The organism is Chlamydia abortus, from assembly GCF_002895085.1.
Taxonomy (GTDB): Bacteria; Chlamydiota; Chlamydiia; order Chlamydiales; family Chlamydiaceae; genus Chlamydia; species Chlamydia abortus.
The window spans coordinates 180755-195579 of record NZ_CP024084.1; the positions used below are offsets into that span (position 1 = coordinate 180755).

Sequence of the window (14825 nt, forward strand, 5' to 3'; positions counted from 1 at the left end):
CTTACAATCTATCTAAAGTTTGTAGCCCTAATAGATGCATACCCGTAGCTAGGGTCTTCTCAACAAGAGCACAAAGATAGAGACGTTCTTTTTGATGAGGAGATCCTTCAATATGACAGTCTCTGAAAAAAGCATGAAACTTGTTCGTCAGCATATAAAGGTAGTCAGTTAGGAAGTGAGGACAGAGCTCTTTGAGAGTGATATCAATAGCTTCTGGGAAACGTAATAATGCTAAAGCTAATGCCTCTTCGGAAGGCTCTTGAATATTCGCCGCAGACTCTAAGCTAAGTTTTTCAATGCCTAACCGCCGTTTTATTCCTTGGATACGTACATAACCATAAAGAATAAACATGGCTGTATTGCCTTCAAAACGCAGCATCTTCTCAAAAGAGAAAACATAGTCGCTTACACGATGAGAGGAAAGATCCGCATATTTGATAGCATTCATACCGAGAACAGGAGCACGTTCCGTAATTTCTGCATCAGACATCTCTGGGCGGTGCTTCTTTAAAGTTGCCACAGCTTGATCTATAGCTGTGTCTAACAACTCCTGGAGTTTAATATTTTCTCCAGAACGCGTTTTGAATTTTTTCCCTTCAGAATCCAGAACAAGGCCAAAACCTACATGAGAGAAGACGTCTTTATTGGGAAGGTAGCCAGCAGCTAATGCCGTAGCCTCAAGAAGTTGAAAATGTAAAGATTGTCCCATGTCGGTAACAATAATAATTCTATCCGCATGGTCTTGCTCCACACGATAACGCATAGCAGCTAAATCCGTAGTCGCATAGTTGTAGCCGCCATCACGTTTTTGTACCATGAGAGGGATAGAAAAACCTTCATGAAAAACACATTTCGCCTCATCGGAAACCGTGATGAGATTTTTCTTTTCTAAGTCCTCGATAATCTCAGGAAGAAATGGATTGTAGAAAGATTCCCCGCGTTTCTCTATCTGGATGTCTAAAATATTGTAAATCTTTTGGAAAGCTCGCTCAGAAATTTCACAAATGCGCTCCCAAAGTTTTCGTGCTTTGGGATCCCCAGATTGTAAAGCAACAACATTTGTTTGTGATCGTTTCTTAAATTCTGCATCTTCAGCAAAACGCACGTGTGCTTTTTTGTATAGAATCGTTAGATCTTCAAGACTTTCGATATCCTCAGAGGATTCCTCCTGAAGATAAGTAATGAGCATGCCAAACGCTGTTCCCCAATCACCAATGTGATTCAATCTTAAAACGTCATGACCAACAAAAGTAAATATACGAGCTAAACAATCACCGATAATGGTAGAACGTAGATGGCCTACGTGCATGTCCTTAGCAATGTTTGGAGAAGAAAAGTCTATAACGACTTTTTTAGGATCTTGAACACGAAATCCTGAAGATAGATCCCGAGAATATGATTGTAAACTTAGGTTGAGAAATTCTTTTGAAAATGTGAAGTTAATAAATCCAGCACCCGCAATTTCTATAGAAGAAAAATTATTTTTGGAGATCTGCTTCACTATAGATTCAGCAATGGCTCTAGGCGGCATTTTTAATGTGCGGGCAAGTTTCATCGCATCATTACATTGGTAATGGCCGAAAAGCTCTTTTGTTGATTGTGTGATGTCAGGAGAAATTGTCTCTATTTGAGGGAATGCGGATAGAATCGCTTCTCGACATAAAGAAGAGAGATAGGAAAGAAGAGTCATTTAAGGAACCTCTCCAATACAACCATGTTCATACCAAGTTTTTAGCTCTGCGATTTTGCTCATGATCCTATCCGTGGCTATTTGGTAAGCTTCTTTAGAATTTAGAGACTCTTGATCAATCAAATCATCAAAAGTGAGTGGTGTGCCAAAAACACAGGTCACAGTTTTCCAAATTTTAGGAAATTTTTGATAACGATTGAAAATGTCGTAGGTCCCGCCAATATATACAGGAATAACAGGAACGCGAGCTTTGATCGCTATTAAACCCACACCAACTTTTCCAGGAAGTAGCTCTCCGGTTGGGCTCCGCTCCCCTTCAGGATAAATAATGAGCTTTTTTTTCTTTTTTAAAATTTCGAAAGCAGCTTTACAAGCTGCAGCATTTCCCCCCCCTTTTTTGACAGGGTAGCACCCCCATTCTTTATACAACCATCCAGTAAACCGATTACTAAATAATGTAGAACGCGCTAGGTGATATAAACACCCACGAACAGATAGGTGCAAAGCTATGGGATCCAAATAAGAATTGTGGTTTGCAGCAATAATAGCCGCTCCTTTAACAAGATGCTTTTTTACTCCATACACTTTATGTCTATAGAGTAGGGTAAAGGCAACTCGAGTAAGAAATTTACAAACTGTAAATATCATGGCAATTTCGGGGAAATTAAAGCTGAAATTTTCTCTAGAACTTGGCTTATTGTCAAATCTGAAGAATCTAAAACCACAGCTCCTTCCGGAATCACTAGAGGATCGAGAGAACGTTGGCTATCTGTTTCATCACGTTTGATGAGTTGAGCATACACAGCTTCTTTTGAAAGAGAATTATGGGGAAGATCTTTTAATCTTCGCAAAGCACGCACTTCAGCACTCGCAGTAAGAAAGATCTTTACATCCGCATCAGGGAATACCTTAGAACCCATATCTCTTCCTTCAAACACACAATTCCCTAATTCTGCATACTTTCTTTGTAGTTGCTGCATGAAAAAACGTACTTCAGGAAGTTGAGACAATTTCGAAGCCATATTGGCCACTTCTGGAGTCCCAAGCTCTACAGAGAGAAGATTTCCTTCTAAAAAAGCTTCCAAGGGCTGCCCGGAAACAAAGGAAAAAGAAAATGGCGGGTTGTCAATCAGTTCTTGAATCGCGAGGTGTTTCCATGGTTCACACAAGTATGTGTAGGCCAAGGTGCGATACATCGCCCCCGTATTGCAGTAGTTGAAGTTTAAGTCTTTTGCCAAAGCCTTGGCTATTGTGCTTTTCCCTGTTCCTGAGGGACCATCTATTGTAATAATCATTTGAGAAACATAGATTTTTGCGTAATCAAAAGTAGAATATACACAATAGGTGTAGAAAGTAGAAGAGAATCTAAAGTATCTAACGTGCCTCCTACGGCTTTTAATTGGTTGCTATTTTTAATTTTAGCATCACGTTTAAAAATAGATTCTATAATATCACCAAAAAATCCGCTGATTCCAAGAATCACACCCAAAGCAATCAAAATACTGGGCATCGTGATAAAAGCTGAAAACCGCGCAGGAATTTGTAAGAAGAAGACTATGCTGATTAAAGTTGCTCCAATACACCCAGAGACAAAACCGACAATCGTCTTATGAGGACTGATTTCAGGCGTAATTTTCTTTTGACCAAAGGCTTTCCCGAAGAAATATCCAAAGATATCCGCTCCTTTTGTTGTGGCAATAAGAAAACTTGCCCACCAGACCCCTAAAAAGGGTTCCTGAGTATGAATGAAGCCATACAGTATATACAAGAATAGACGTACAGGAATACCTACGTATAGCATAGAAAATAAGGTGATTCCTGAGGTTTCTAAAGGCCCACAGATATTTTTTCTTGATCTAAAGACGTTAATGACAATCCAAACAAATAGGAAACACCAGGGGAGTGTTGAAACAAATTCAGGAAGTACATGATGCCAGCGAATAGCAATAAAGCTGCTTAAAACAAAAATAAAAGATCCAATAGCACTATATAAACGAAATGCATAATACATCTTTACCTTCGCCATCGTCCCGTATTCATACGTCCCTACAGCACTACAAAGCGCAGAGATAAACCCTAAAGCAAACGATGTCAAAGGGAATAGAGAACTATAAAGAAGGAGTACTAAGAAAGTCAGAACCAACGAATGTACAACAACTCGTTGAAAAAGATCTCCATAGAAGGGAGTTTTGAACTTATTCAATTTCAACATGGCTATTTGCCTCCTCGTCGTGATCTGTGTTGGTAAGCTTTAATGGCATCTAGAAGATGATAAGGTTTAAAATCCGGCCATAAAACATCGGTTACATAGAGCTCTGTATATGCTATTTGCCATAAGAGGAAATTACTGACACGCATTTCGCCACCCGTGCGAATTAATAAATCTGGGTCAGGAATTTCCGAAGTGTCTAAATATAAGCGGATTAACTCTTCAGAAACCGAATCTAAAGATATTTTTTTATTTACTAGATCATGATGCAGTTTTTTAAATGCGCGTACCAACTCATCTTTCCCACCATAGTTAATAGCTAAAACAAGCTCCCTCATCCCATGTCTCTGGGTTTCCGATGCTACTTTAGCAATTTGTTGCTGCAAGTCAGGAGGTAGGGCTAACAAATTTCCTATGCAACGTAGCCGGATCTTATTTTCAATAAGGTAGGGAAGCTGCTCATCTAGTTGAGCATGGAAGAGTGAAAATAGTTCTGCAACTTCTTCCGCCGAGCGTAGAAAATTCTCGGTAGAGAAGGCAAATAATGTGAGGACCTCTATACCCAAGGAAAAAGCAGACTCAATAATGTTAGGTAAAACTTTAGCGCCGTAGTAATGCCCAGAAGAGCTCTTGATAGAGCACTGCGCTTGATGTTGCCGATACCAACGCCGATTTCCGTCCATAATGATGGCAACATGCTTCGGTAGAGACTGCATGGATAGACTAGCTTGATCCGCCTGTTTTAAGGTGAGAGACATATCTACATCATTAGTTGTGGAAGTATACGTTATGACTGAACAATAGCAGCTAAACCCCCTCTTAAGCCAAAGTAATAGCCTAAGAGTTTTTGCATTTTCTTCGGGATGTAAAACATCTGAAAATAATTCAAAAAGTTAGAACCTCCGAGAGGCATAGTAGAAGAAACCTCATATCTTGACAAGTTGACATTCTTGAATCGAAAGATATTGAAGAGTACACTGCCACTTTGCACAGACATTTTTAATGAAGATTTCTATGCATTTCCAGCCAGTGCAATGTGCTTGGGAATTGAGGAAGAGTTCGTTAATTTTTTCATTGGCAAAGTAAAGAAATACCAAAGTCATTTGTCAACATATTCCCTAAAACAGACGGTTAGGGAATTTTTTGTTTTCTACGTCTTGGTTATAGAACAAACACCCTGAGACATATAAGTAAAGGATGTTTACAATTAAATAATTATAAAATGACAAGAAATTTTTTAACCTAAAGTTCCTAGAGGTTTTTTATTTCTTTGATTTGTTATACTTTAATTGTATTTTACAGTTATGAGACTAATACTAAAGACTTATAAGGTATTTTAAATGAAATTGCCTCGAATATGTTTTGGGTATGTGCCTAAACTTGCATTTATGTGTACAAAAGAAAAAGGCAATGTTCATTACATTCCTACTGCACGCCACGCAGCTAAAAAGGTTGTTTCGGGAATTTTTGCTGTTTTGGGAACAGCAGCGTTTTCCTGTAGTATACTGGCTGCGAGTATGTGTCAGACCTTTTTCCCATGTATCGGATTATTCATCCTCGGCATCCTCTTGTTTATCGTTGCGTATTGCCAATATGGAGGAGCGTGGACACGTATAGAAATTCCAAAATTACGTTATCGTAAACCTCACGTTTCTTCGATAACAGAGAGAGAATACCTGTCTTTATTGTGGAAGTGGCGTTTTCTGTCTCCAAGTGTATACTGTCATCAAGTAAATAGAAATATTTATATCTGTGAGGGGACTAAGGATAATCTAAAAAAAATTTTAGAAAAGAGATCGGCGAAAAAAAACGGGACAATTTTAATTCAGGAACTGGATTTAGACGCAATTAGACATGATCAGTTAGAAACCGAAACTCAATATCAGGAAGTCTTCCAATTGCCTAAAGCTATGCTCGAAGGGGTGAAAAGCTTTTTGAGAACTTCTTATTCTGAGGACAAAATCATTTCCGCCTCATGGCCAGATCACCCTCCAGGGCCCACGCCTCAAGAAGTTCTGTATACACATATTCCCGGATTGCGACAGGGTGATGAAGCTTATGAGAGTGCTTCTTTGCTCTCAGTCTATACAGAAACATATATTGAAGCTTTCAAAGCAGCAATAGAAAGAGTGGCAGTTTCTCGTCTGGTGAGTCGGGAAGGCATTTGCCTTTTAGTGTCTCCTTTGGGCGTTGTCAAAGGTCTAAGTCCAGAGGCTCTACATGCAACAAAAACCCTTTCTAAAACCGCTTTTCTTCAAGCTGTAGAATCTTTAGCCATGGAAACTGTCATCCCCGAAAGTAAGTCCAGACTTCGAATAACTATAGCTCTTGTTGATCCAGAAAGTGTGGCCCCATTAAGATCCGTAGATACCAACGTGATGTTCCCAAGTAGAGAAAGTTTATCCTTCTCGGATTTTTCTCCTGCAAGTTCTACCTGGTGTCATGTGATTTAATCTACCCTAAAGACACTCTCTTGAGGTAGATTGATTTTTTATGAAATTTAAGTTTATAAGCAGTCATAACTAAAAGAGATGATACCAATTTATAAGTTATAACCTTAAGAATGTAATGCTTTCTTCGTAACAAATTATCTGTTTAAATTTCTAAACAGGTCTTCATTTGACGATATTATTTTCAATTGGTATTTTGGTTCATTTAGTATTTCTATTCAAAATATTCGCTATTTTAAAAGAGCCACGCAATGAAACAGAGATTTGGACGCAATTTAAGTATTATTATTTGTGTTTTTGGATTAGCTCTATACTATGTGTTGCCCACATGTCTGTATTACTCACGACCGCTAAATAAAAAAGTCGATGAGAAAGAAGCTCAACAAATCGTACGGAAGTTAACGAATCAGGTAGCTGAAGTACGTAGCGATATTATTCCCAGAGTTTCTTCTGTACTCTCTGCATTGAAATTACGCGGACATATTGTACAGCACCCAAGTATCCCGGGTGTGGTGAATATTCACTTCAAAGATAATGCAGATGCGTATACGTTTCTTGAAAATATGATTTATGGCGAACCCACCGTCCCTATAAAATCCTCACGTTTATACGTTTTAGGGTATGATAATAAAGATGGCGGGGTTGTTCAAGTTACCGGCACTTTAACTACGGCTTTAACAGAAAATGATTTTTCTTTTGTTTCCTACAATCGAGAAGATGCGGAACCAGCAAAGGAAATGTTAAACGCCGCTCTGTATTTGCTGACTTCAGCTCCTGCTCACGCTTGTTCCTGCGGTTATACCTCAATTTGGAATACAGCCTCCATAGCTAGGGTAGTGCAATTAGCAGAGAACCTTGCAGTCGGTTTAGACATTCTTCCGCATTCAAGGACTGTAGCACTACTGAATTACTTCTTCTCTTCTGAGAAGGATTACTCTGCATTTTTATCACGATTGGAAAATGTAGCGACGCTGTCGGATCTTTCAGAACAACAGCGATCTGTTTTACAATCCGTATACCAAAATTTGAAGTTGAGAGCTCCAAGATGGAAAAAAGCTTTTACGCGTATAGTGGATAATTCTTTAGATTGCAGCGCACTCTCTCCATTCTTTTCTTCCGTAGACTTTTCTCCTAAAGAAAGAAAACTTGTGTTTTGTCTCGATCCTCATGTGGTTGCTAAACGTGATGAGTTGTCTGCAGAACAGCGCCTAGATTTTGATTCATGGTTGGCAAAAGAAAAACAAAGGTTAGCTCGTAAGCTTCAACAACCAGCTCAAGAATCTGTTCAAGGATTTGTGTTTAATCTCAGTGATAAAGAGGCGAGCGGAAAAATCGTACTGCACGGGCAACGTATCTACCAGGGGATAGTCGAGCATTTAGCTACACTCGCTTTGCACAGACCCCCAGCACAATCTTGCGATCTTATCCGCGAGAATTTCCCCATACATTGCCGTTTGCCCAAAGAAAGCGATGCTTATGGGTGTTTTATTTTCTCACCAGAGAAAAGTTGTTCGCATTTTTCTAAAGGGTCTATCTATGTAGTTCTTAAAGGATTACGCTCTGTTGCAGCGAAATATGAGCAAGGGGCAGAAGAAGATGCTAAGATTTTCGATAAGGATTTACACAACTTATACAATTGTTTTGCTCATACAGACGTCACTCCCTGGAGTCTCGGAGAGGATGAAGTTTTAGAAATCCGACAGCCTTTACAAAGATACTTTGATGTTTGGGGAGAAAATTTTGTCGTTGCCAATGAAGGAGCAACTGCAAGTCTTGAAGTGCGCGATATTCGCGATCGTTTAGAAACCCTAAATCGTATTGAAAAACGCCGTCAAGAAGAGTGGGTACGTTGGCACGAGCAATACCGCCAGTCCAGTTGTTCTATGGATCCTCAACAGCGTATACGCGCTGCCGTACCTCATCGAAGCGCTTTTGTGGAAAATCTTAAACTGAACTTACGCAAATACTCCCGAGGAGATAGTGTCCTTCGTCTAGGGATTGATTTTATCGGCGGGAAACAGATCCGCTTAGCCTTCAAGGATCATCAAGGGAAGCAGTTAACAGATAAGGAAGGAATTCTTAAGGTTTCAGATGAACTTTACGCGCGTTTAAATAGATTGGGAGTTTCAGAAGTAGAAATACGCAGAGAGGGGGATAATGTACATTTAAGTGTCCCTGGATCTACCAAAATTTCCTCCGAGGAAATTTTAGGAACTTCTCAAATGACTTTCCACGTAGTCAATGAAAAGTTCTCTCCTTACTCTGCTCTGCGCTATGAAGTCCAAAGATTTCTAGACTATTTATGGTTTACAGCACAAAGTCAAGAGGCGACTTCTCCGGAAGCAGTGAATAAGCTCGCGAGTGATATTTTTAATAATCCAGATTCCCGCTTGCCCTCCAGTGTGCAAGAAGCAGTAGCCAAACTGCAACAGGAAGGTCTTGCTTTCCCAAAAATGGATAACGAGATCGCTTCATCGCATTTAGATACTACCTATTCCATGATCGCTATAGAAAAGGATGTTGAGGGGAAGGCCAACCCCTTAATGATCGTTTTTCGTAACTACGCTCTAGACGGTGCTTCATTAAAAAATATTCGGCCAGAATTTGCCGTAGGCGAAGGTTATATTTTAAATTTCTCAGTAAAAGATACCGGCATAGCTCAAAAAGCCCACGATGTTTCTCCAAGAGAGAGTTTCCACGCCTGGACCTCTACTTACTGTCAGGAAGGCATAAATGGAACGGCAAATGGTCAGCATTCTTCAGGTAGAGGGTGGAGAATGGCTGTGGTCCTCGACGGTTACGTAGTTAGTGATCCGGTATTAAATGCTCCTTTAAAAGATCAAGCTAGCGTCTCTGGGAAGTTTTCCCATCGTGAAGTGCACCGCTTAGCTACGGATTTAAAATCAGGATCTATGTCTTTTGTTCCGGAAGTTTTAAGTGAAGAAGTTATCTCTCCTGAATTAGGAAAACAACAACGTACACAGGGAATCATTTCCGTATGCCTCGGTCTTGCTGTTTTGATCATTTTAATGAGTGTTTATTACAAGTTCGGCGGTGTCATAGCTTCCGGGGCTGTTATTCTTAATCTCCTACTCATTTGGGCAGCTTTACAATATCTCGATGCGCCACTCACCCTCACAGGGTTGGCTGGAATTGTCCTTGCTATGGGCATGGCCGTAGACGCTAACGTCCTTGTTTTCGAAAGAATTCGAGAGGAATATCTGCTATCGCGAAGTCTTACTCAATCTGTAGAGGCAGGATATAAGAAGGCTTTTGGAGCGATTTTTGACTCCAATTTAACCACTGTATTGGCTTCGTTACTTCTTTTAGTTTTAGATACAGGACCGATTAAAGGGTTTGCTCTTACTTTAATCCTGGGAATTTTCTCCTCAATGTTTACAGCCTTATTTATGACGAAGTTTTTCTTCATGGTGTGGATGAATAAAACTCAAGAAACACAGCTACACATGATGAACAAATTCATCGGCATCAAGCATGATTTCCTGAAAGAGTGCAAACGACTCTGGATGGTCTCCGGAAGCGTCATTGCTTTAGGGTGCGTGGCTTTAGGTTTCGGCGCGTGGAATTCTGTTGTCGGTATGGACTTTAAAGGTGGGTATGCCCTGACCTTGAATATGGCCGACCAGACATCTGTAGATGTCACGAAGTTCCGCAGCACATTGGGAGATAAATTTAAGCAAGTAGGGATATCCCCTAGAGACTTTAGAATCAAAACTTTTGGTTCTTCGGATAAGATAAAAATTTATTTCAGTCAGAACGCACTCACACGAGTACAAACTCCAGAAAGACCTGCTACGGACACCGCAGATCCTAACCTATCTATCGTGATGCATATACTTTCTGATACGGGAATCGATATCTCTTCTGAAAGTCTCAAAGATGTTCAGAATTTTTGGTTTAAAGTTAGCGGCCAGTTTTCTAATAAGATGCGACAACAAGCTTTTATAGCATTGATGGGCGCCTTATGCATCATATTACTGTACGTTAGCTTGCGTTTCGAATGGCGTTACGCATTTAGTGCTATTTGTGCTTTGATTCACGATCTTCTGGCTACTTGCGCCGTATTAGTCGCCACGCACTTCTTCTTGCAAAAAATACAAATTGATTTACAAGCAGTAGGCGCTTTAATGACAGTGTTGGGGTACTCATTAAATAATACCCTCATCATATTTGATCGTATTCGTGAAGATCGTCAGGAAAAATTATTTACCCCCATGCCGATCTTAATTAACGATGCACTACAAAAAACTCTAGGAAGAACAGTAATGACCACAGCCACAACGCTATCGGTCTTGTTAATATTATTATTTGTTGGTGGGGGATCAATCTTTAACTTTGCTTTCATCATGACAATAGGTATTCTCTTAGGTACACTATCATCTCTATACATAGCACCACCTCTTCTTCTATTTATGGTTCGTAAAGAGGAAAGAAAACAACAATAACCCTCAAGTTATTGTTGTTTTTGGTTCAGAAGGATGAGAAAATGCTCTTTAGAAAGATAGATTTTTAAAGAGTTTTTACGACGCGAACATCTATGGCAAGTAAAGATAATTCTTCTGTATCTAGTCCTATTTGGATATATCCTAAGCACGATCCTGCTCTACTTTCTTTCATTATAAAGGAGTTCCATCTTCATCCGGTCGCTGCACAAACGTTTATTTCCCGAGGATTCCAAACAATAGATGAAGTCCGTGATTTCCTTTATGTGCATCTATCCAACCTGCATGATCCCGAACTGTTACTCGATATGTCAAAAGCTGTACAACGTTTGCTTCTCGCAAAAGAACGTCGTGAGCATGTCATGGTCTACGGCGATAGTGATGTTGATGGGATCACAGGCGTGGCTCTTCTTGTAGAGTTTTTGAGATCTATAGAAATCAAGGTCAGCTATTGTTTTTTAGGAGCGTTCCTTAAACATTATGGCGAACTTTCTTTGTTGATTGCTAAGATGAAGGAAGAAGGTGTGACTTTGCTGATTACCGTAGATTGTGGAATTACCGCAGGGAAAGAAGTCAGCGATATCAATAAGCAAGGCATTGATGTCATTGTTACAGATCATCATATGCCCACAGGTAAAATTCCTCATTGCGTAGCCACATTAAATCCAAAGCTCAGAGATCATGCTTATCCAAATAAAGATCTCACCGGCGTCGGCGTCGCTTTTAAACTCGCCCGCGGTGTTGTGGACGCCTTACAAAAAAATCATCCCAAACTCAAATTAGATATTCAGCATTTATTAGATTTAGTCTCTTTAGGGACAGTGACGGATGTCGGGACTCTTTTAGGAGAGAATCGTACCATGGTACGCCACGGTATTAAAGAAATTGCTAAAGGGTCACGGTTAGGACTACATAAATTATGCATTTTTTCAGGAGTAAATCCTTCAGAAGTTACCTCTACAGATATTGTTTTGAAAATCTCTCCGAAACTGAATAGTTTAGGAAGACTTGCCGACGCTTCTAAAGGCGTGGAGTTGCTGCTTACCAAAGATCCAGAAGTCGCTGATGACATCATTCAATATCTCGACAAGATAAATAGAGAACGCCAAAAAATAGAAGCAGACGTCTTTCATGATGTGCAAAAAATCTTAAAAAATCATCCCGATATCGTTAAACAAGCAGCTATCGTACTATCATCACAAGATTGGCATTCAAGAGTCATTCCAATTATTTCAGCACGCCTAGCTAAAGCGTATAATAAGCCCGTAGCTATTATTTCTAATCAGGGAGGGGTAGGGAAAGGATCGTTAAGAACAATAGGATCTTTCCCCCTTCTTGGCATATTACAAAAGTGCTCCCCTATGTTCATATCTTATGGGGGACACGATTTTGCCGCAGGCATTATCATTAATGAAGACCGAATAGAAGCTTTTAGGAAAAAGTTCATTCATCTTGTGAATTCATCATTAAAAAAGGAAAAAGCCGTAGTCACCCTTCCCTTAGATGCCCGAGCAGATTTTGATGAGATCGATCACGATTTACTCTCTTCCATCGATCTGTTCGAACCTTTTGGTAAAGGCAATCCCGTACCCATATTTTATACCATAGTACATCAGGTGCGTTACCCAAAGTTATTGCCAGGTAATCATCTGAAACTCTACCTGAATTACGGAGAAAGAAACTTAGAAGGCATAGCTTTTGGATTAGGCGATAGAATCGGCGCTCTGAAAGCAAGTTGGAATCAACCTTTAGAACTTGCCTATACACCACGTTTATCCCAATCTGCTAACGGAGGAGTCATCCATTTGTTAGTGCGTGATTTTCATATTCTTCCACTCAATTACAAGGACACAACAGCAAAGTTTTAATCTTTTGAACATTAAACTTCTGCACCGCGTTTTTCAGATTTCTTAATACTTTTTTCTTGAGTTTTTCTCTAGCCTAGTTTTAAATGATTCACCCAATTTTATTGAAGGCAGGACCTCTCTAAGTTTGTTTCCCCTAATATTTGTGTCAGCGAACATATCTCTGAATATAATCCAAAGTAAACATTTCCTAACTTATTACCCCGTAACAAGAGACGAAGAGATCTGGGGATTCTGGGCAGGTAGAAGAGTAGTTGTCCTGAGTAATTTTCCCGGGTTTTTTATGGAATTCTAAAGATAATTAAAGCAAAGTTTTTTCATAATTTTTATTTTAAATTCGTTCTTCTTAAAAAGAAATATTTAATTTAAGTACATGAATAGGAACATTTTCTTTGTTTTATTCCACATTTTTTTTAAAATGCCCGCTTTTAACTTTTATACTCGTCAGTAGATATGTTTTCAGTCACTCAACCATCTGTTACAGGTAATTCCTTGTGTACGATGAACCCCAAACCTGAAATCCTTATATTTTCTTCCGAAGCTGCTCGTAAGGCATATCAGAGAAGGGCCTGCTGTCCTGTGATTTACAAGTTACTTGATGTTATTAGTGCTATAGTTAAGTTCATTATTCGAGTTATTTTATTCATTCCCCTAGGTTTACTTTGGGTGTTGGGAAAGATATGCCAGAACGTCATGCTTCCTGCTGCAGGTGGGGCCTTCGTCGTGCCTCTGTGTTCCCCCAGAAAGTTATTACAGGAGGCCTTTCAGATCCAAACGAACGGTTTGGTAAACGAGGGTTATGCAAGTTCTGTGACACGTGTGCCGATTCAATGTGATGATTTATTTATTGATGCGATGAAAATCACCTTCCCAGAGGCCAGAACAGATAGGTGGATGCTTGTCTCTTTAGGGAATAGTGAGTGTTTTGAAAATAGAACGGTTCTGCTCTATGACGATGATTGGATACTCAATATCGCCAAACAAACTCAATCCAATGTCTTGGTATTTAACTACCCAGGAGTCATGCATAGTAAAGGGCATATTTCACCCCAATCTTTAGGTAAATCTTACCAAGCTTGTGTGCATTATCTTCGCGATCACCCCGAAGGGCCAAAAGCCACGCAAGTGATTGCCTACGGCTATTCTTTAGGTACCCTAGTACAGGCTCAAGCGCTAAGTAACGAAGTCACTGATGGACGAGACGGTGTTCGCTGGTTTGTCGTTAAAGATCGTGGACCAAAGTCAGTTTCATCCATTGCCCTTCAATGGTTGGGGCAACTAGGAGTGTGGACGATTAAGTTGTTAAACTGGGAGATAAACTCTGCGAAGTTAAGCGAATCTCTTGTCTGCCCAGAATTATTTATACACGGAGTAGATTGCGAATCAAAATTAATAGGGGACGGCTTGTTCACCAGGGATAACTGTTTTGCAGCGCCATTTTTAGATCCCCATGCCCCTGTTCTTCCCGGTAGGAAGATCCCTGTAGGAGAATATCTTCTAGATCATCAAGGTCCTCTGGATAGGAACACTATACAACAGATTGTTGAACACATTAAGGTTCATTTTGATTCGGAAGACTCAACTAATCGAAACAACAGTTGATGCGAGCTAACTTCAACCACACGAAAACGTATTTGTGCCCGGATAGAGAATCTTTTACGTAAAAGGTTCTCTATGGCACTGTTGTCCCTACCCTAGATTTGTCTTCAAAATTAAGGTGCTAATACTCGCATAAAGTAGTCAAAGCATGATCAAAAGCGCTTCAGAGTACTTTATCATAGTTAAAATAGGATTTTAAAATAGAGGGTTGAAATTATTACGATACAATCTGGTTATTTCTGATCTGTCTATTTAATTTTCAGTAGTTGAACTAGTTTTCTAAATAAAAACTTTTGGCTTGGAAAGATCAAAATGAAATCACACAGCTTCTTAAAATCGCTTCCTTGTAAGATGTTTGGGGGGAGTGGCTTGCGTTCAAATGAACTCATTTTGTTAAAACTTCCCTGTTTTAATGTTAAGAAATATTAATAAAAGACAGAGTAGTTTGGTTTTATTAAGTTTTAAACCAAAAACATCAACTTTGTATTAACAAAAAAGCTTGATTAATAAAGCTTTTCTTAGGAAAATGCTTATTTAAAAATTTCTAAA

At 39.5% G+C, this 14825-nt stretch carries 9 protein-coding genes; 4 read left to right on the forward strand and 5 right to left on the reverse strand.

The window, feature by feature from the left end; translation table 11 throughout:
- Position 1 precedes the first annotated feature (1 nt).
- The 5 genes from argS to CHAB577_RS00945 are packed head-to-tail and all read right to left on the reverse strand — an operon-like array spanning position 2 to position 4657.
- Entirely contained in the window at positions 2-1690 is a 1689-nt protein-coding gene (gene argS / locus CHAB577_RS00925) for an arginine--tRNA ligase (RefSeq protein ID WP_011096875.1), read from the reverse strand.
- A complete protein-coding gene (locus CHAB577_RS00930; RefSeq protein WP_011096876.1) occupies positions 1691-2338 on the reverse strand; it encodes a lysophospholipid acyltransferase family protein in 648 nt (215 codons plus the stop codon).
- Positions 2335-2985, reverse strand: a complete 651-nt coding sequence (gene cmk, locus CHAB577_RS00935) for a (d)CMP kinase (protein WP_006343837.1) — start codon at positions 2983-2985, stop codon at positions 2335-2337. The genes CHAB577_RS00930 and cmk overlap by 4 nt, the downstream gene beginning before the upstream one ends.
- Positions 2982-3902 carry a phosphatidate cytidylyltransferase gene (locus CHAB577_RS00940; RefSeq protein ID WP_011096877.1) on the reverse strand — a complete coding sequence of 307 codons (921 nt, stop codon included), beginning with the start codon at positions 3900-3902 and terminating at the stop codon, positions 2982-2984. Before CHAB577_RS00940 ends, cmk begins: the two co-directional genes overlap by 4 nt.
- Before the next feature lie 2 nt (positions 3903-3904).
- On the reverse strand, positions 3905-4657 hold the full coding sequence (locus CHAB577_RS00945) for an isoprenyl transferase (protein WP_011096878.1): 753 nt from the start codon (positions 4655-4657) through the stop codon (positions 3905-3907).
- A gap of 582 nt (positions 4658-5239) precedes the next feature.
- On the opposite strand from CHAB577_RS00945, the gene CHAB577_RS00955 reads away from it, so the two are divergent.
- From CHAB577_RS00955 to CHAB577_RS00970, 4 genes are all read left to right on the forward strand, one after another.
- On the forward strand, positions 5240-6352 hold the full coding sequence (locus CHAB577_RS00955) for a hypothetical protein (RefSeq protein WP_011096879.1): 1113 nt from the start codon (positions 5240-5242) through the stop codon (positions 6350-6352).
- Between the two features lie 248 nt (positions 6353-6600).
- Positions 6601-10815 (forward strand): protein translocase subunit SecDF, encoded by a 4215-nt coding sequence (locus CHAB577_RS00960; protein WP_011096880.1) that lies wholly within the window; start codon positions 6601-6603, stop codon positions 10813-10815.
- Positions 10816-10907: 92 nt separating this feature from the next.
- On the forward strand, positions 10908-12680 hold the full coding sequence (gene recJ / locus CHAB577_RS00965; protein WP_011096881.1) for a single-stranded-DNA-specific exonuclease RecJ: 1773 nt from the start codon (positions 10908-10910) through the stop codon (positions 12678-12680).
- Positions 12681-13178: 498 nt separating this feature from the next.
- Positions 13179-14279 (forward strand): CPn0927/CPn0928 family alpha/beta hydrolase fold protein, encoded by a 1101-nt coding sequence (locus tag CHAB577_RS00970; RefSeq protein WP_173024170.1) that lies wholly within the window; start codon positions 13179-13181, stop codon positions 14277-14279.
- Positions 14280-14825: the final 546 nt, after the last annotated feature.

Excerpts from the sequence above, each read along its gene's own strand:
- argS (WP_011096875.1), bottom strand. The coding sequence starts at position 1,690 with ATGACTCTTCTTTCCTATCTCTCTTCTTTATGTCGAGAAGCGATTCTA.
- CHAB577_RS00930 (WP_011096876.1), bottom strand. The coding sequence starts at position 2,338 with ATGATATTTACAGTTTGTAAATTTCTTACTCGAGTTGCCTTTACCCTA.
- cmk (WP_006343837.1), bottom strand. The coding sequence starts at position 2,985 with ATGATTATTACAATAGATGGTCCCTCAGGAACAGGGAAAAGCACAATA.
- CHAB577_RS00940 (WP_011096877.1), bottom strand. The coding sequence starts at position 3,902 with ATGTTGAAATTGAATAAGTTCAAAACTCCCTTCTATGGAGATCTTTTT.
- CHAB577_RS00945 (WP_011096878.1), bottom strand. The coding sequence starts at position 4,657 with ATGTCTCTCACCTTAAAACAGGCGGATCAAGCTAGTCTATCCATGCAG.
- CHAB577_RS00955 (WP_011096879.1), top strand. The coding sequence starts at position 5,240 with ATGAAATTGCCTCGAATATGTTTTGGGTATGTGCCTAAACTTGCATTT.
- CHAB577_RS00960 (WP_011096880.1), top strand. The coding sequence starts at position 6,601 with ATGAAACAGAGATTTGGACGCAATTTAAGTATTATTATTTGTGTTTTT.
- recJ (WP_011096881.1), top strand. The coding sequence starts at position 10,908 with ATGGCAAGTAAAGATAATTCTTCTGTATCTAGTCCTATTTGGATATAT.
- CHAB577_RS00970 (WP_173024170.1), top strand. The coding sequence starts at position 13,179 with ATGAACCCCAAACCTGAAATCCTTATATTTTCTTCCGAAGCTGCTCGT.